Source organism: Chryseobacterium hagamense (assembly GCF_007991455.1).
In the GTDB taxonomy this organism is placed as follows: Bacteria; Bacteroidota; Bacteroidia; order Flavobacteriales; family Weeksellaceae; genus Chryseobacterium; species Chryseobacterium hagamense.
In genome coordinates, this window is sequence record NZ_BJYJ01000005.1 from 217,262 (window position 1) to 234,361 (window position 17,100).

A 17,100-nucleotide genomic window follows, 5' to 3' on the forward strand; every position below is an offset into this window, starting at 1 on the left:
CTTTTGCAAAAATTTCAGAATGTCGAAAAATTTAGTAATCGTTGAGTCACCGGCAAAAGCAAAAACTATTCAGAAGTATTTAGGGAAGGATTTCGATGTGAAATCCAGCTTCGGTCATATCCGGGATCTGCCTAAAAAAGGAATGGGGATTGATCTGTCGAACTTTAATCCGGATTACGAGGTTTCTGCCGACAAAAAGAAGCTGGTGACAGAGCTGAAAGCTGCTGTAAAAAAGGCCGATATGGTATGGCTGGCTTCCGATGAAGACCGTGAAGGAGAAGCCATTGCCTGGCATCTTGCGGAGGAACTGAAACTCAAGCCGGAAAACAGAAAAAGAATTGTATTCCATGAGATTACCAAAAATGCCATTCTAAAATCAATAGAAAACCCAAGGGATATTGATCAGAACCTGGTGAATGCCCAACAGGCGAGGAGGGTGCTGGACCGCATCGTAGGTTTCGAAATGTCTCCGGTGCTCTGGAAAAAAGTAAAGCCGGGGTTATCTGCGGGCAGGGTACAATCGGTAGCCGTACGGTTAATTGTTGAAAGGGAAAAGGAAATCCGGGAGTTTGTGCCGAAAGCCAGTTTCAAACTCGACGGTATCTTCTTAAACAAAGCCGGACAGGAAATTTCTGCAAAGCTGAAGAAAGATTTCAATAAGGAAGAAGAAGCTGAGAAATTCCTGGAACAGTCCAGAACTGCCGAATTCAAAGTTTTAAATGTTGATACCAGACCGGGAACCCGTTCGGCATCTGCGCCGTTTACCACTTCCACCTTACAGCAGGAAGCTTCTTCCAGATTAGGATATAACGTAACCAATACCATGCGTCTTGCCCAGAGGCTGTATGAAGAAGGATACATTACTTATATGAGGACCGACTCGGTAAACCTATCCCAGGAAGCTATTGAAGGGGCAAAAAAACAGATCGTTTCAGAATATGGCGCAGAATATTCAGCTCCGAGAAATTATACAACGAAATCTGCATCTGCTCAGGAGGCCCACGAAGCCATCCGTCCAACGGATTTTGCCGTAAAAAGTATCGGTGATGCCCAGCTGAACAGGTTGTACCAGTTAATCTACAGAAGAACATTAGCTTCACAGATGGCCAATGCCAAAATAGAAAAAACCGTTATTGAAATCGGAAATCCGAAGCTCGTCCAGCATTTTGAAGCACAGGGAGAAGTCATTATCTTCGATGGCTTCCTGAAAGCATACGGTATTGTAAAAGCTGAAGACGAAGATGACGAAAATAACGAAAAACTGCTTCCGAAAGTAAAAGTCGGAGAAATCCTGGATTATAAGAAGATCACGGCAACCGAAAAATTCACGAGGCCGAGTGCGAGATACACGGAAGCCGGACTGGTAAAAAAGCTGGAAGAACTGGGCATCGGGCGTCCTTCTACGTATGCCCCGACCATCCAGACGATCCAGAACCGTGAATATGTTGATAAAAGAGAAATCGAACCGCAGACGAGAGAAGTGGTGAAAATTTCCCTGGCCAAAGACACGATTAAAAAGGAAATCCTGGAAGAGAAGTTCGGAGGGGATAAAAATAAATTTGTTCCTACGGACACCGGTGAGGTGGTAAGTGACTTCCTGACTGATAATTTTAAGGAAATCCTGGATTACGGTTTTACGGCAAGAGTGGAAGAAAGCTTTGACGAAATTGCCAACGGAGACCAGAAGTGGAAACAGATGATGACGGATTTCTACTCCAAATTCCATCCTAGGATTGAAGATGTGGAAGAGAATGCGGACCGCGCGACCGGGGACCGTCTATTAGGGGTGGATCCGAAAACCGGAAAAAATGTTCATGCCAGAATCGGAAGATTCGGAGCCATGATCCAGATCGGTGAGACGGAAGATGAAGAAAAGCCTATTTTCGCTTCTTTGATGACGGGCCAGAATATTGCGACCATTACTTTTGAAGAAGCGATGGAGTTGTTCAGGCTTCCTTTTGATCTGAAAGAGGTGGACGGCCAGCCGGTTTCTGTAGGGGTCGGAAGATTCGGTCCTTATGTAAAATGGGGAGAGACTTTCATCAGTATTCCGAAAGGAGAAGATCCGCTTTCGGTAGACCAGAAGCGTGCGGAAGAGATCATCAATGAAAAGAAAATTGCCGATGCACCGATTGCCACTTACAAAGGAGAGCCTGTAACCAAAGGAAGCGGAAGATTCGGACCGTTCATCAAATACAAAGATATTTTCATTAATGTACCGAAGCGGTATGACTTTGAAAATCTTTCCCAAAGCGACATCAACGAACTGATTGATGCCAAGCTGGAGAAAGAAGCCAACCGCTATATCCAGCAGTGGGAAAAGGAAAAAATTTCCATCGAAAACGGGAGATGGGGTCCCTTCGTAAAATTCGGGAAAGCTATGTTTAAAATTCCGAGAAAAGCGGATGAAAACAAATATGAAGCCGACGAACTGAGGGAAGTTTCCCTGGAAGAAGTAAAAAAATGGATCACCGACCAGGACCCGAAAGCATTTGCCGAAAAGAAAAAGCCGGCCGCCAAGAAAGCGGCTGCTCCTAAAAAAGCCGTTGCTGCCAAGAAAACAACTACGACTAAAAAGGTGACTGCTGTAAAGAAAAAATAAGTTTTTATAAATTAAATAAAAAAAGCACAAACTGAGGTTTGTGCTTTTACTTTAGCGTAAAAGAGACTGCATTTAATAACTTTTTGTAAGTTTGCGGAAATAACGCGAAGCATACATGAATTTTGAAGACTTTATCATACCCCCGAGGAATTTCAGGACGGAAAGCTGGCAGATGGGTGCCGGGATCACCAAGGAAATTAAGGAAGACAGCATTGTCCTTCTTTTCGTTTCGGATTACAGAGGGGCGAACGGTGATGCAGAAGTACAGGATTTTACAGGAATCAGGAATGAATTTTATAAGTTATCGCAGCTGGATTTTGAAATTCCGGTTATCGATCTTGGTGACCTGGTCTCAGGAAAGTCGGTTCAGGATTCACATTATGTTCTTCAGGAAGTCTTATCGGCCTGTCATCATAAAAGATCGATTCCGGTCATCGTAGGCGGATCCAATGATTTTTCGTTTTCGCTTTTTTCAGCATTGAACTTATTTACGAAAAGCATCAATTATACCCAGATCAGCAATATCATTTCATTAAAGCAGGGTGAGGCCATTAATGAATTCACTTTTTTGAGCAAAATTTTCGGAGCGAAGGATTTTTCCATTAAAAATTACCATCATTTAGGCTATCAGAAGCATCTGAATGAGGCGGATTCCGTAAGGCTGATCAAGGAAGTGGAGTTTGATATCATCCGCCTCGCAGAGATGATGAACGCTACGGAAAAGACGGAGCCTTTTTTCCGGAAAGCCGATCTGGTAACGGTAAACTGTGATGCCATTGAAAGCTTCGGCGAACCGTTTTCTATAAATCCGCAGGTTAACGGCCTGAACAGGAGGGAAGTCTGTGCTTATATGAAAGAAATCGGGTTAAGCGAAAACCTGAAATCCGTCGGCATTTTCAATTATAATATTTATGCTGAAAATCAGCTGAACCATCAGCTTCTTGCCCAGATGCTCTGGTATCTTATCGAAGGAATCAACATTCAGCGGTCCCATCCCAAAGAAAGGCAGTACGAAGTATTTTACGTACTGGTGGACGACCGGGAGTATGCTTTCAAACGGGATACTTTCAGCAACCTCTGGTACTTCGGGGACGACGAAAATATAGAGAACTGCATTCCGTGTTCCAGAAGGGATTTCGATGAAGCTAAAAAAGGCTGGCTGAATGCCCGGCTGACGAAAATATAAGATATGGCAGACGTGCTCCCGAAAGTTTCCGTAATTGTCCCGGTATACAATGTTGAAAAGTATCTTGCCCAATGTCTCGATTCGTTAATACATCAGACGCATCAGGAGATTGAGATCCTTGTTGTAAATGACGGGAGTACGGATGGTTCGGAAGAGATTATCCGGAAATATGCCCGGAAATATCCGGGTAAAATCAAACCTTTCAGCAAAAAGAACGGTGGACTGAGTGATGCCCGTAATTTTGGAATCGACAGGGCTACAGGGGATTATCTGGGCTTTGTAGACAGTGATGATTATGTAGATCCTTCTATGTTTGAGGAACTGGCAGGCCTGGCAGAAAAACATCAGGTAAAAATGGTAATCTGCAATATCCAGAAAGTAGATCAGTATGGCAGAGTGGTTCAGAAACTGACGCAGATTCCCAATATGCCTGAAAAAATTGATCTTGAGAAAAACTTCTCTGTCTTTTCGGATCTGAGTTATTTTGCCTGCAATAAATTGTTTAAAAAAGAGCTTTTTCAGGAAAAACGCTTTAAAAAGCAAGCTCACTTTGAAGATATTCAATTGATTCCGCAGCTTTTGCTGGAATGTAAATCTATTGCCCAGACCCAGAATTTTCATTATCAGTATCTCGAACGTACCGATTCCATTACGAAAACCCATACGGAAAGAGGGCTGGATATTCTGAAAGCAATAGAAGATGTAGAGGAAGTTTTTAAGAAATCAGAGTATGCAGACCGGCTGGATGAACTGAAAAACTTTCAGATCTTTGAGGGGGTATATTCCTATCTGGCTTACCTGGCTTTTGTAAAAAATGCAGAAACTTTCACAATGATGGCCCAGCAACTAGAGCATTTTATGAACCACCGGAAAATAAAATTAAAAGATATATTGAGGTATAGTCGTTTTGATCAAAATTATCTGTTATCTTTGCCCCTGAAAAAAAAGATATTTTATCTGTTGTTTTTTGCAGGTCAGAAAAAACTGATAAGAAAATTAATTTAACACAAATGTAAGTGCTTGAGTTTCGGTAAAAATCTGGTTAATAGTTTTTTAAAGTCGTTGAAACTTTTCTTTTTTATTGAAAGAAATCAAGTGCCAGATCAGGAAAAAAATGGAGAATTTTGAATTGTTCTTGTCTCAGTCCGGCGTTCCTATTTTCTATATAAAGATAGGGCTGGGTTTTTTGTTCTCGTTTCTTATTACGTATTACTCTGTTCCTACCATCATAAAAATTTCCAGAAGAAAAAATTTGATGGATGAACCTGGAGTAAGAAGTTCCCATCTCAGGAAAATTCCCAATCTCGGAGGTATTGCCATTTTTTATTCCATAGGAATCTGTACCTCGATCTTTGCGTATGAACTTTTCGATCTTTACAAATTTCTTTTTGCATCGCTTATTATTCTTCTCTATGTAGGGGTAATGGATGATATTGTGGTGATGAGGGCCTACAAAAAACTGGTCGCTCAGATCATGGTGTCCGGATTGATCGTTATAGGATCGGACATCCGGATCCGGAGTCTTTTCGGGATTTTCGGAATTTATGAAATGAGCTATTTTATCAGTGTTATTTTTAGTGTCCTTACTTTTATCATTCTTATCAATGCATTTAACCTGATTGACGGGATTGATGGTCTCGCCGGAGGGTATTCCGTGATCTGCAGTGCTCTTTTCGGAGTAAGTTATTACAGACTGGGAGAGTATAATTATCCGCTGGTAGTCCTTTCGGTAATTATTATCGGTGCCGTTCTGGCCTTTCTGTATTACAATCTGTCCAACTACAGAACCAATAAGATCTTTATGGGAGATACCGGTTCGATGCTTCTTGGATTTTTGCTTGCCTTCACGTCTATCTGCTTTATTGATATTTTTATCGATCGTGAAATTGCAGGGGTTCCGAGATACCATCTGCAGTCGGCACCGGTGGTGGCTGTCGCCATCCTTATCCTTCCGATTGTCGATACGATGAATGTGATTATTATCAGGATCATTAATAAAAAATCCCCTTTCGATGCTGATAAAAACCATATCCATCATAAACTGCTGAAACTTAATCTCACCCACAGGAGATCCAGTTTTTATATTATTGTCTATTACCTCTTTATTGTTTCAGTGGCCTATTATTACAGGCATATTGATATTAACCTTTTGTTACTCATTATACTTTTCCTGGGCTTTCTGGGAGCTTATTTGCCGGATATTATCTATCTTTTAAAGAATAATAAGAAGGCTATCAATTAAATCTTTACTTTTGCAAACAATTGAAAAATATGATGAAGAATTGTAAATATATATTACTTTTAACATTACCGCTTTTGATAATGACATCCTGCATCACAACGAAAGATGTACAGTATATGCAGCCCAGCGAAAGCCTTGTCATTAATGAAGAAGGTCTTGTTCCTTACAATGTTCCGGTTTATAGGATTACTAAAAATGATATTTTAACATTGAATATTGTTACGACACCCAAAGGGGATGCCGCACAGTTTTACTCTGCGCTCAACACTTCCGGCGGATCCGGAGGCAGTACTGGCATGTCAAATATGGCCATCGGCGGTGTAGGGTCAGGAGCAGCTTCCGGAGGAGGAAATGCGAATTTTTATTTTAACGGGTTAAAAGTAGATGCCAACGGGGATATTAATGTTTTCGGCATTGGATTCATCAAAGTTGAAGGACGGACTATTGAAGAAGTCAGTAAAGAGATTCAGGATAAAGTAAACGAAAATTTCCAGGAAGGAAAATCAGAGGTACGTCTGAATACCAATGGAATTACTTTTTACGTTTTAGGAGATATCGAAACAACGGGAGTTACCGGTGAAAAGGTAGTCCATAAAAATACACTCACAATTACCGAAGCTCTCGCTATGAGCGGCGGCCTGAACCGGACGGTTGACCGGAGAAATATTATGATCCACAGAAAATTGCCTGAAGGAATTAAGACCGCACGCATCGACCTTACCCGGGAAGATGTAATGAATTCTCCCTATTATTATGTACAGAACGGCGATGAAATCTATCTAAATACGAGATCGAAAAGTTTGAATGGTCTTGGAAAGGATCCGATCCAGACGTTAACGACAGGAGTATCGGTAATTACAACGGCATTATCCATTTATCTACTTCTAAAAAACCTTTAATATCATGATTCCAGGAAAAGACGCCACGGTAGATAAGGTGGAGGCCCAGAAGGAAAAGCACGGTTCCTTTGCCCTGTTCGACATCGAACATTTTTTAAGAAGAGTACTGAAAAACTGGTACTGGTTTGTTTTAATGCTGCTGATAGGATACAGCATCGCATGGGTCTACAGCAAATACTATGCGCAGAATATTTATGCTTCCAATCTATCACTGAGTGTTTCAAACAATACGTCCAGTTATTTTACGCCTAACCAGTCTATCAATTTCATTTGGGGACAAGGAGGAAACCAGGACGGAGTATATCTGAAGAAAATGCTTTTATCCAGGACCCACAATGAGTTTTTGGTAAAGGAGCTGGACCTTTTTGTCAATTATTCTACAAAGGGGCTTATCAAATCCACCTATCTGGATAAAGACGACTGTCCGGTGATTTTTCAGGTCGATAAGAAACACCTGCAGCAGATGGGCTATCCGGTGACACTGGTGCCCAAAGGAATAAATACTTACGAAGTTGTTCTTCCGGAGGAAGGGCAGTCCACAAGTCTGTACAGCTATGAGTCGGAAGGTTATTCAGCCATTAATCCTTATGAGAGGCCGGCGAATAAAACCATAAAAATAGGCGAATGGTACACGTCCCCGAATTTAAGGTTCAGGCTGGTCCGTAATCCTGTAGTTCCTAAGATAAAACTGGAAAAGATTATTGTTGAGCTGAGTACAGTCAATCAATCCGTAAACGGGATTGTTTCTACCATCGGTATCGATTTCGATAAGGAAATCAACAGCATTATGATCATTACCAAAACAGGTTTTAATCTCAACAGCACCGTAAATTTTCTTAATATGTCGGTGAATCAGCTGCAAAAGAAAAGGCTGGCCGATAAAATAACGGTTGATAAGAACACCGATGTCTATCTGCAGGAAAATCTCGCCAATATCAGGAAAAAACTGGATTCAAGTGCCAATGTCCTGAATTACATGAAAACTACAGAAAAACTCTATGACATTAAAGACAGGGATGAAAAGTCATTGGGTGCCATTAAAGAGCTTGAGGCCAGGAAAGCGGACATCGACAGTAAGATTGCCTCTCTCAATGAAATTAAAAGAAGCCTTGATGCTCAGAATTTTGAAAAGATGATCAGTACGACGGCAGCAGGCTTTCAGGACGGCCTCTTCAGTGCCTCTGTAGCCGAGCTGAAAGCCCTTTACCTGAAAAGACGCGAACTGGCACTGATTTATAAGCCGGGTTCCGAACCCATGAAGGAGATCAACCGGCTTATTGATGATGCTAAAATGACATCCAATACAGCTCTGAGAAATTATTACTCCGGTTATTATAATGAAATCGGTAAAATTAATCAGAAAGTTGCCCAGGCCAATTCTGACCTTTCTACTTATCCTGAAAAGCAGAGAAGGTACCTGGATGCGGAAAGAGGGTATAACATGATTGAAGCGACGTACAACAGCCTGCTGGGAAGACAGAATGAAACCCAGATGAGAATGGCTGCCAACCAATCTGATATTACAGTTATTGACCCGGCTAAAAATGTAGGACAGCCACCGATAGGACCGAATGTGAAAGCTACAAAAGCGGCGGTCATCGGCGGGTTTCTGGTATTGCCGCTCCTGTTTATTCTTATCGGGGAATTACTGGACAGCAAAATCAGAAATATCAGAGAGTTGCTGAGTGCTACCAAGATTCCGTTACTGGGAGTTATCGGGAACAACAGCAATGATAATATGCTTACCGTTATGGATCAGCCGAAATCTTCCGTTTCTGAAGCATTCCGCGGAATCAGGGCGAATGTAAGATTCCTTTCCGGTGAAAACAACGGCAGTAAAGTAATCCTGATAACTTCTTCCATCGGGGGGGAAGGAAAAACATACGTCTCAATCAATCTGGCCTCGGTGCTCGGACTGAGTGATAAGAAGACCATCCTTCTGGGAATGGATTTAAGAAAACCGAAGATTTTCGGGGATTTCCAGATCGATAACAAATACGGGATTTCCAATTACCTTACCGGCGAAGTGGGAATGGATCAGATCATCAACAAAACAAGAATTCCAAATCTTGATGTGGCAACTTCAGGACCTATTCCTCCTAATCCGTCAGAGCTTCTGATGAGCGAAAGGAATATCCAGTTTATCGAGGATCTTAAAAATCTATACGACTTCATTATTATAGATTCTCCGCCGGTAGGTCTGGTGGCCGATTCTTATGAACTGATGAAACACTCCGATGCCAATATCTACGTGGTACGTCACGAGTATACTGAAAAATATATGCTGAAAATGATCACGGAAAGGTATCATAACGGCGAAATCGATCACTTGGGACTTGTCTACAATGATTACAATACCAAACAGGGGTACGGTTACGGCTACGGGTATGGCTACGGGTATGGCTACGGATATGGATATTTCGATGAAGATAAAAACTATAAAGAACCGTTACTGATAAGAATTAGGAACAAAGTACAGTCTATATTCAATAAAAAATAATACATTTAAGCCCTCATTTAATGGGGGTTTACTGTAGCTGATAATTTTGATTCTATTAAAAAAAGAATAATTTAGCGAGTTTGTCGTTTACTTTATAACAAATTATGTTTTTTTGTTTATTTTTAACTAAACATTAAGATTATCATTAATATAAAAATGTTTTATATTTGCAAAAATTAAATTTTAAAATAACCATAAATCCATATTCTTTTATGAATAGAAAATTATTGTTTAGCTTCCTTGCCGCTCTAGGAACTGTGGTAAGTGTTAAAGCACAAAGAAACGAACTGGGAGTTCGTCTAGGTATGAGTAACCTAGTTGGGGATATAGGGAGATCGAATTATCTTTTACAAAAGCCATTGGATTTAAGCAGAGCATCGGATTGGGGAGTTCCGTTTTATGGTGGGATTTTATACAGATTTAATTTTAATCCTTATCAGACTGTACGACTGGATCTTGGATATAACCAGATTCAGTTCAATGATAAGGTGGCAAAAGAAGACTACAGGAGAAATAGAAATTCGTTCGGGAAAAATGATGTCTATGAAGCGAGTCTGGTTTTCGAATACAATTTCTTCCCGGTGAACAACGAGCAGAAAGGGATGGTGAGTCCTTATATTTTCGGTGGAATCGGGGCCTTGATGTTCGATGCTCCCAAAGCTACGGTTGTCAATGACTTCAGAAGAGATGCTGATGGAGTGGCGCAGGCACCGATCAATGAACTTGATTTTACTACCACGGCTACGTATTCTACCGGTAAAAAGACAACGGCACACCTCCCTTTCGGAGTGGGTTTGAAATATAAATTTAATTATAACTGGGCTATTTTTGCAGAAGCTACCTTCAGATATACGCTTACGGATCAGCTGGATTACAATAAAATCTTGAACAAAGATGTCGTAGCTACGTATAACGGAGATATCCTGAGCCCTGTTACAGGAGGGTCCCTTCTTCAGACCGATGCTTATTACGTTGTATCTAAAGAAAGAGAGGCTGCCCTTATTGGACAAAGAAATATTGGAGATACCCGATCCAAAGATTGGATGAATACCGTGAGTTTAGGACTTACTTATTCGTTCGGGAGACCTCCATGTTATTGTGATTAATATGTCATTGATAAAAGATAAAATAGATCCTGAAAATTTGCCGCAACATGTGGCAATCATTATGGATGGTAATGGAAGGTGGGCAAAAACCCGTGGTGAGGAAAGAACCTTCGGCCACAGAAATGCCATTGATGCAGTAAGGAATGCCATTAATGCATGTAATGAAATACATATTCCGTATCTAACCCTTTATACCTTTTCCTCGGAAAACTGGAACCGGCCTGCAGAAGAAGTAAATACACTGATGAATTTACTGGTGGAAACCCTGTTGCTGGAAGCAGAGGAAATTTTCAGTAAAGGGCTGAAGATGCATGTAATCGGGAATCTGGAAAAACTTCCTCCGCTTGTGAAAGATCAGCTTTTGCGTGTGGTGGAGCTTACAAAAGAAAACACAAAGGGCAATTTGGTACTGGCGATCAGCTATGGATCGCAGCATGAAATCCTCAATGCCGTAAAAAGCATCAGCAACGAGGTGAAAGAAGGAAAAATCGATGCCGGAAATATCGATGAAAAGCTTTTTGAAAGCTACCTGTATACAAAAGATCTTCCGCCGGTGGATCTCCTGATCCGGACTAGCGGCGAAATCAGAATCAGTAATTTCCTCCTTTGGCAGATCGCTTATGCAGAGCTGCAGTTTTTAGATGTTCTCTGGCCGGACTTTACAAAAGACATTTTCTTTCAGTGTATTGTAAATTATCAAAACAAAGAAAGAAGATTCGGGATGACCGGCGAACAGATAAAAATTCAGTAAAAATTAAGAAAAGAAAGACTACGATAAAATGAAGTTTAGACTATTACCCATCATTATGTTTGTTGCTTCTGCACATTTTTATGGACAGGTTACGCCACAAGACAGCACCGGAGTAAATAATGCGGTGCATGCAGAAAACCAGGCAGGAACATACACATTGAAAGACATCGTTGTAGATGGGGTTAAAAAATATACGCCGGCTCAGATCCTGAGATTTACAGGTTTGTCAAAAGGGGAAACCGTAGACATTCCGGGGCAGAAAATCAGTAACGCTGTAAAAAAGCTCTGGGATACCCAATCTTTTTCTGAGGTTGAAGTGTACGTGGAGAGTGTTGAAGGCGAAACGATCATCCTGAGGTTTCACCTCCAGGACTTGAAAGATCTCGGAGAAGTAAAGTTCACCGGAAAAGGGATCGGAAAATCCAAAAACGAAAAAATGGCTAAAGACAACAATCTGAAGCCGGGTACTAAAATTACGCAGAATCTCATTTCCAGCCTTAAAACAAATGTCCCTAAAGACTTTGTAAAAAAAGGATATGCCGATGCCAAAATCACCATTCAGGAAAAAGTAAATGCCGGAGATCCTAATCTGGTAGACTGGACCATTAATGTAGACAAAGGCAAGAGAATCAAAATCGATCATATCGAATTTGAAGGAAATAAAATGGTGACCGATCGGAAGCTTAGAAAAAAAGCTTTCAAAGAAACGAAGCAGAAAAGATTCGGGATCGGTGGTATTTTAAAATCTTCGAAATTTATCGAAGACAAATATCAGGAAGACAAGCAGAACCTGATCAACTACTATAATTCTTTGGGGTACAGGGATGCGACTATTGTTTCAGATTCCGTATGGAGAAACAAAAGAAACAATTACGAAATCAATGTTAAGCTGAATGAAGGTAAACAATACTATATCGGTGATGTTACCTTTACCGGGAATACCGTGTATTCTACAGATTATCTGCAAAGGCTGCTGGGCTATAAGAAAGGGGATATTTACGATGCCGTAGGATTCAACAAGAAGGTTGGGGAAGATGGCGGTAAGGAAGATGATTCCGATATCAAGTCCGCTTATATGAACAACGGTTATCTCTTCTCCAATGTCACCCCTGTTGAAAAATCGGTGGACGGAGACCGGATCAATCTTGAAATCAGAATCAATGAAGGTGAAAAGGCAACCTGGAATAAAGTAACATGGCAAGGGAATACCACCACCCATGACCATGTAATTTTAAGAGCTTTAAGAACGAAGCCGGGTAATCTCTTTGCAAAGAGCGATATTAAAAGAACTTACTTTGACCTGGCAGGAATGCAGTTCTTCGATCCGCAGCAGGTAGGTCAGGACATCCAGCCTAACCAGCAGGATAACACGGTGGACATCAATTGGAAACTGGTAGAAAAAGGATCTTCACAGGTACAGTTGCAGGCAGGTTACGGAGGAAACAGCTTCATCGGAACCCTGGGACTTACCTTCAACAACTTCTCACTGAAAAACTTCCTGAAGTTTAAAGACTTCAAGCCGGTTCCTCAGGGGGACGGGCAGACCTTATCGCTTCAGGCACAGGCCGGACAATATTTCCAGAACTACGGTGTTTCATTCACGGAACCGTGGTTGTTTGGAACAAAGCCGACTGCGCTTTCAGTAAGTTTAAATAATTCAAGAGTAAAATATTCCGATATTTCCGGGAATTCCCAGAAATTGAACATCTTCTCCGCTTCGGTAGGTTTAAACAGATTATTAAGATGGCCGGATGATTATTTCTCGTTATACACAGGGCTACAGTACCAGAAGTATGACTTCCAGAATTATCCGTTCCAGTTTGGTAATACAACCGAATATTATGGCTCTGCCAACAACTTAAGCATCAATTTGGGACTGAGCAGAAACTCGGCCGGGATCGACCCTATTTTCCCGACGTCAGGATCTAACTTAGACCTTTCGCTTAAATTCACGCTGCCTTACTCTGCGTTCAACAACAAAGATTATTCCACACTGAGTCCTACGGAAAAATACAAGTGGATGGAATTCTATAAAGTAAAGTTCAAGGCTGATGTTTATAACGAGATCATTGGCAAGCTGGTCCTGAGATCTTCTGCCGAAATGGGCTTTATGGACGGGTACAACTCCAAGCTCGGAGCACCGCCGTTTGAAAGATTCTATGTAGGGGGTACCGGTTTATTCGGTGGCCGGTATGACGGTAGAGAATTGATTCCGTTAAGAGGATATGAAAATGCTTCTACCTACGGAGGAACTTCTGAAGATATTACACCTGCAGGGGGAGGTACTATTTACAACAGATTTACGTTAGAACTAAGATACCCGATTTCACTGAATCAGACCGCGAAGATTTACGCGTTGACATTTGCTGAAGGAGGGAACGTTTGGAATTCATGGGGGAACTACAATCCATTCCAGTTGAAAAGGTCAGTCGGTGTCGGTGTAAGAGTATACATGGGTGCTTTTGGTCTGATTGGATTTGATTTCGCTTACGGATTCGATAAAACAATTACAGGAACTGATCCTTCCGGATGGAAGACCCACTTCCTGATGAACCAGTCATTATAATCCAGAACATGAAAAATTTTAAAATTGTTTTTTCATTCGTATTATTCCTGCTTTTTGGTTTAAGCAATGCGCAGAAAGTAGGCGTAGTGGATACCGAATACATACTGGGCAAAATGCCCCAGTATAAAGAAGCTGAAGCGAGACTGAACGCGCAGATTGATACCTGGCAGACGGAACTTCAGAATCTGCAGGCGGAATACGAGCGTAAAAGATCTGCCTTTGAAAGTGAAAAAGTACTTTTAATAGGTGATCAGCTCAAGCTCAGAGAAAAAGAAGTGATGGATCTGGATAAGAACATCAAAACCACCACAAGCTTACGTTTCGGGGCTACCGGGGAAATCAAAAAGCTGAGGGCTAATCTTGTACAGCCGTTCCAGGATCAGATCTGGGAAGCCATCAAGACCATGTCTGAAAAAAACGGTTTGGCCATCGTACTCGATAAAACGAGTAACAACGTCATTTTCCTTCAGAAAAGATCCGATTATTCAGATAAAGTACTGGCCATCCTGTTAAAAGACAGCGAGCCGAAAGAAAAAACAAAAACAAGAAAATAAAAGTTTAACTTTTATTAAATTTACAGATCTAAAAAACAAATTAAATTATTTATTTACCCATTATGAAAAAATTAAGTGTATTATTTGCAGCGGTAATGATGGTTGTATCGGTAGGTATGGCAAAAGCTCAAAAAATTGCTACTTTAGATGTTATAGGTGTTCTTAACGCAATGCCTGAAAAGAAAAAGGCTGATACTGATCTTAAAGCTTTCTTAGATACGAAACAAGCCGAAATCAAGAAAAAAGCAGATGCAGGACAGGCTAAAGTAAAACAGTATACAGAAGAAGCACCTAAGAAAACAGCTGACGAAAACAAAGCAAGAGAAGCGGAATTGGCAAAAATGCAGGAAGAAATCCAGCAGATGAACGACAAAGCGCAGAAAGATTTCGTAGCTAAGCAGGATGCAGCGTATGAGCCGATCGAGAAAAAGCTTAATGATGCAGTTTCTAAAGTGGCGAAAGCAAGCGGATATGACTATATCATGGATGCAAACTCAGCAGCATTTGTTTTCAAAGGAGGACCTGATGCTACTGCAGCAGTAAAAAAAGAACTGGGTGTTCAGTAATTTTCAGAAATTAACAAACATTTATAAAATAACCATCTCTCATCGGGGTGGTTTTTTTATTTTTGCAGAATGGAAAAAGAAGTATCAACCAGGGTAAAAGTCAGATTCAGCGACTGTGATCCGATCGGTCATTTGAATAACGTAAAATATCTGGACTATATGTTCAATGCCAGGGAGGATCATGTGGAAACATTTTACGGTTTTACCTATGAAGAATATACCAAACTTACCGGCTGCACCTGGATTGCCATCCAGAATGAAATTGCTTATCTCAAAGAAGTAAGATACAATACTTCAGTGGTCATCAGCAGCAAGACCATTGAGGTTGGGGACCGGACGGCAAAAGTGGAGATTCTCATGAAGAGTCTGGATGAAAAAACGATACATGCGGTCTTATGGGTAACGGTAATTTACTTTAATATCAAGACCAGAAAATCGGAAGTGCATCCTGAGGATATCAAAGAGACCTTCCATAAATTTTATGTAGATCTGGAACAGAAGGATTTCCAGTCGAGAGTTAAATTTTTAAGATCACAGAACGCAAAAAATTCATAATGAAGAAAATATTAGTTATTGGGGGGAACGGACAACTGGGAAACTGCATCAGGAAAACCGCTCCCGAATTTGAGTTGGATTACGAATTTACCTTTACCGATTCCCAGACACTGGACGTTACCGATGAAGATCAGGTAAATGCATTTTTTGCTGAATACAAACCGGATTACTGCATCAATGCCTCTGCGTATACGGCCGTAGATCTTGCCGAAAAGGAAAAAGAAAAAGCATTTGCGGTAAACGCAGATGGCGTAGCATATCTGGCGCAGGCCTGTAAGGATAGCAACACGATGCTTATCCATGTATCTACCGATTATGTTTTCGATGGGGAAACCAATTTAGACTACTCTGAAGATGATTTCACGAATCCGGTTGGTATCTATGGCGAATCCAAATTAAAAGGAGAAGAACTTGCACTGGAAATCAACCCGGAAACAGTTATCCTCAGGACATCATGGCTGTACTCCGAATTCAATAAGAATTTTGTAAAGACCATGCTGAATCTTTTTGCCCAGAAAGACGAACTTGGAATTGTAGGAGATCAGTTTGGCCAGCCGACCAATGCCAACGATCTGGCCGAAGCCATCATGATGATTATTGAAACCCGTGAAAAAAAATATGGTGTTTTTCATTTTTCCAATTATCCCGAGACTACCTGGTTTGAATTTGCTGAAAAAATAGCAGAATTCTCCGGAGCAAAAATAAAACTGAATAAATTAACCACCGAACAATATCCTACACCGGCCAAAAGACCGAAGAGAAGCACGATGTGTCTCGATAAAATTGAACAGGTGTATAAAATCGAACCCAGGCACTGGGAAAACAGCCTCGAAGAATGTGTGGAAATTCTTCAATCCAATCCATAAAAAATGAAAAAAACACTGATTATTGCCTTTGTTTTTCTGGTACAGGTTATTAATGCCCAGAATGTATACCTTACAAAAGTTGAAAAAACTCATGAGAATACAGACCGGTTCCTGTACAAAATTAATGAAGTAAAAGATGCTGAATACCTGGGCGAAATCGAAGTCCAGGGTTTTTCTAAATACGACGATGAAGTTTTTGCATTGGTATACAAAAAAGCAAAAGAAATAGGAGCCAATACATATTCGCTTAAACCTTTTGAAAATATAGACGGAACCAAACAGGATTTCAACCCTTCCAATTACAGGCTGAGCCTTTATTTTTTACCGGATGCGAAACTTTCAGAACAGACGGGATTGATGTATATTTTTGCTTCTTCGGATAAAAACCAGAAAATCGCGGTTAATAATAAAGACTACATTATTTCCCCTAGATCTTATATTGTGCTAAAAACGGTTCCCGGAGAAATCTATACGGTTTCTACAAAGAAGCTTTTAGGTTCTACCATTAAAATACAGCCTAAAGACAACAATTCGAATCAGTATTTTCAGATTTCTGCAGCGAAAATCAAATCTGATAATACCGGAACCGGAGGGCTGAACCTGAAAAGCGGCGATATCATCGGTCTCGAATCTTCTTACGGTTACTTCTTAAGTACCATCTATCAACAACAAAAAGCAGAGTGAAAACTTTGCTTTTTTTTATTTGC

Annotated in this window: 14 protein-coding genes; all 14 read left to right on the forward strand. The window is 40.8% G+C overall.

Annotation, left to right across the window (positions count from 1 at the left end; translation table 11 throughout):
• Positions 1–19 precede the first annotated feature (19 nt).
• The 14 genes from topA (at position 20) to CHA01nite_RS08335 (ending at position 17,077) form a co-directional block, all read left to right on the forward strand.
• Positions 20–2,602, forward strand: coding sequence for a type I DNA topoisomerase (gene topA, locus CHA01nite_RS08270; RefSeq protein WP_146940841.1), 2,583 nt, complete (start codon positions 20–22; stop codon positions 2,600–2,602).
• A 115-nt stretch (positions 2,603–2,717) separates the two neighbouring features.
• The gene (locus tag CHA01nite_RS08275; RefSeq protein WP_146940842.1) at positions 2,718–3,788 is read left to right on the forward strand and encodes a formimidoylglutamase; all 1,071 of its coding nucleotides are present in this window, start codon (positions 2,718–2,720) and stop codon (positions 3,786–3,788) included.
• Positions 3,789–3,791: 3 nt separating this feature from the next.
• Positions 3,792–4,793 (forward strand): glycosyltransferase family 2 protein, encoded by a 1,002-nt coding sequence (locus tag CHA01nite_RS08280; RefSeq protein ID WP_146940843.1) that lies wholly within the window; start codon positions 3,792–3,794, stop codon positions 4,791–4,793.
• Positions 4,794–4,902: 109 nt separating this feature from the next.
• Positions 4,903–6,030, forward strand: a complete 1,128-nt coding sequence (locus CHA01nite_RS08285) for a glycosyltransferase family 4 protein (protein WP_146940844.1) — start codon at positions 4,903–4,905, stop codon at positions 6,028–6,030.
• Between the two features lie 32 nt (positions 6,031–6,062).
• Positions 6,063–6,929 carry a polysaccharide biosynthesis/export family protein gene (locus tag CHA01nite_RS08290; RefSeq protein WP_170234703.1) on the forward strand — a complete coding sequence of 289 codons (867 nt, stop codon included), beginning with the start codon at positions 6,063–6,065 and terminating at the stop codon, positions 6,927–6,929.
• Positions 6,930–6,933: 4 nt separating this feature from the next.
• The gene (locus tag CHA01nite_RS08295) at positions 6,934–9,429 is read left to right on the forward strand and encodes an exopolysaccharide transport family protein (protein WP_146940846.1); all 2,496 of its coding nucleotides are present in this window, start codon (positions 6,934–6,936) and stop codon (positions 9,427–9,429) included.
• Positions 9,430–9,641: 212 nt separating this feature from the next.
• Entirely contained in the window at positions 9,642–10,535 is an 894-nt protein-coding gene (gene porG, locus CHA01nite_RS08300; RefSeq protein WP_146940847.1) for a type IX secretion system protein PorG, read from the forward strand.
• A 1-nt stretch (position 10,536) separates the two neighbouring features.
• Positions 10,537–11,286 (forward strand): undecaprenyl pyrophosphate synthase, encoded by a 750-nt coding sequence (gene uppS / locus CHA01nite_RS08305; protein WP_146940848.1) that lies wholly within the window; start codon positions 10,537–10,539, stop codon positions 11,284–11,286.
• A 28-nt stretch (positions 11,287–11,314) separates the two neighbouring features.
• Positions 11,315–13,852, forward strand: a complete 2,538-nt coding sequence (gene bamA / locus CHA01nite_RS08310) for an outer membrane protein assembly factor BamA (protein ID WP_146940849.1) — start codon at positions 11,315–11,317, stop codon at positions 13,850–13,852.
• A gap of 8 nt (positions 13,853–13,860) precedes the next feature.
• The gene (locus tag CHA01nite_RS08315; RefSeq protein WP_146940850.1) at positions 13,861–14,406 is read left to right on the forward strand and encodes an OmpH/Skp family outer membrane protein; all 546 of its coding nucleotides are present in this window, start codon (positions 13,861–13,863) and stop codon (positions 14,404–14,406) included.
• Positions 14,407–14,468: 62 nt separating this feature from the next.
• Positions 14,469–14,972, forward strand: coding sequence for an OmpH/Skp family outer membrane protein (locus tag CHA01nite_RS08320; RefSeq protein ID WP_146940851.1), 504 nt, complete (start codon positions 14,469–14,471; stop codon positions 14,970–14,972).
• A 69-nt stretch (positions 14,973–15,041) separates the two neighbouring features.
• Positions 15,042–15,527: an acyl-CoA thioesterase gene (locus tag CHA01nite_RS08325; RefSeq protein WP_146940852.1), complete on the forward strand. Its 486-nt coding sequence runs from the start codon at positions 15,042–15,044 to the stop codon at positions 15,525–15,527.
• Entirely contained in the window at positions 15,527–16,393 is an 867-nt protein-coding gene (rfbD, locus tag CHA01nite_RS08330) for a dTDP-4-dehydrorhamnose reductase (RefSeq protein ID WP_146940853.1), read from the forward strand. Before CHA01nite_RS08325 ends, rfbD begins: the two co-directional genes overlap by 1 nt.
• 3 nt (positions 16,394–16,396) lie before the next feature.
• A complete protein-coding gene (locus tag CHA01nite_RS08335; RefSeq protein WP_146940854.1) occupies positions 16,397–17,077 on the forward strand; it encodes a hypothetical protein in 681 nt (226 codons plus the stop codon).
• Positions 17,078–17,100 lie beyond the last annotated feature (23 nt).

Excerpts from the sequence above, each read along its gene's own strand:
- bamA (WP_146940849.1), top strand. The coding sequence starts at position 11,315 with ATGAAGTTTAGACTATTACCCATCATTATGTTTGTTGCTTCTGCACAT.
- porG (WP_146940847.1), top strand. The coding sequence starts at position 9,642 with ATGAATAGAAAATTATTGTTTAGCTTCCTTGCCGCTCTAGGAACTGTG.
- CHA01nite_RS08295 (WP_146940846.1), top strand. The coding sequence starts at position 6,934 with ATGATTCCAGGAAAAGACGCCACGGTAGATAAGGTGGAGGCCCAGAAG.
- CHA01nite_RS08280 (WP_146940843.1), top strand. The coding sequence starts at position 3,792 with ATGGCAGACGTGCTCCCGAAAGTTTCCGTAATTGTCCCGGTATACAAT.
- CHA01nite_RS08325 (WP_146940852.1), top strand. The coding sequence starts at position 15,042 with ATGGAAAAAGAAGTATCAACCAGGGTAAAAGTCAGATTCAGCGACTGT.
- uppS (WP_146940848.1), top strand. The coding sequence starts at position 10,537 with ATGTCATTGATAAAAGATAAAATAGATCCTGAAAATTTGCCGCAACAT.
- CHA01nite_RS08285 (WP_146940844.1), top strand. The coding sequence starts at position 4,903 with ATGGAGAATTTTGAATTGTTCTTGTCTCAGTCCGGCGTTCCTATTTTC.
- topA (WP_146940841.1), top strand. The coding sequence starts at position 20 with ATGTCGAAAAATTTAGTAATCGTTGAGTCACCGGCAAAAGCAAAAACT.
- CHA01nite_RS08315 (WP_146940850.1), top strand. The coding sequence starts at position 13,861 with ATGAAAAATTTTAAAATTGTTTTTTCATTCGTATTATTCCTGCTTTTT.
- CHA01nite_RS08320 (WP_146940851.1), top strand. The coding sequence starts at position 14,469 with ATGAAAAAATTAAGTGTATTATTTGCAGCGGTAATGATGGTTGTATCG.
- CHA01nite_RS08275 (WP_146940842.1), top strand. The coding sequence starts at position 2,718 with ATGAATTTTGAAGACTTTATCATACCCCCGAGGAATTTCAGGACGGAA.
- CHA01nite_RS08290 (WP_170234703.1), top strand. The coding sequence starts at position 6,063 with ATGAAGAATTGTAAATATATATTACTTTTAACATTACCGCTTTTGATA.
- CHA01nite_RS08335 (WP_146940854.1), top strand. The coding sequence starts at position 16,397 with ATGAAAAAAACACTGATTATTGCCTTTGTTTTTCTGGTACAGGTTATT.
- rfbD (WP_146940853.1), top strand. The coding sequence starts at position 15,527 with ATGAAGAAAATATTAGTTATTGGGGGGAACGGACAACTGGGAAACTGC.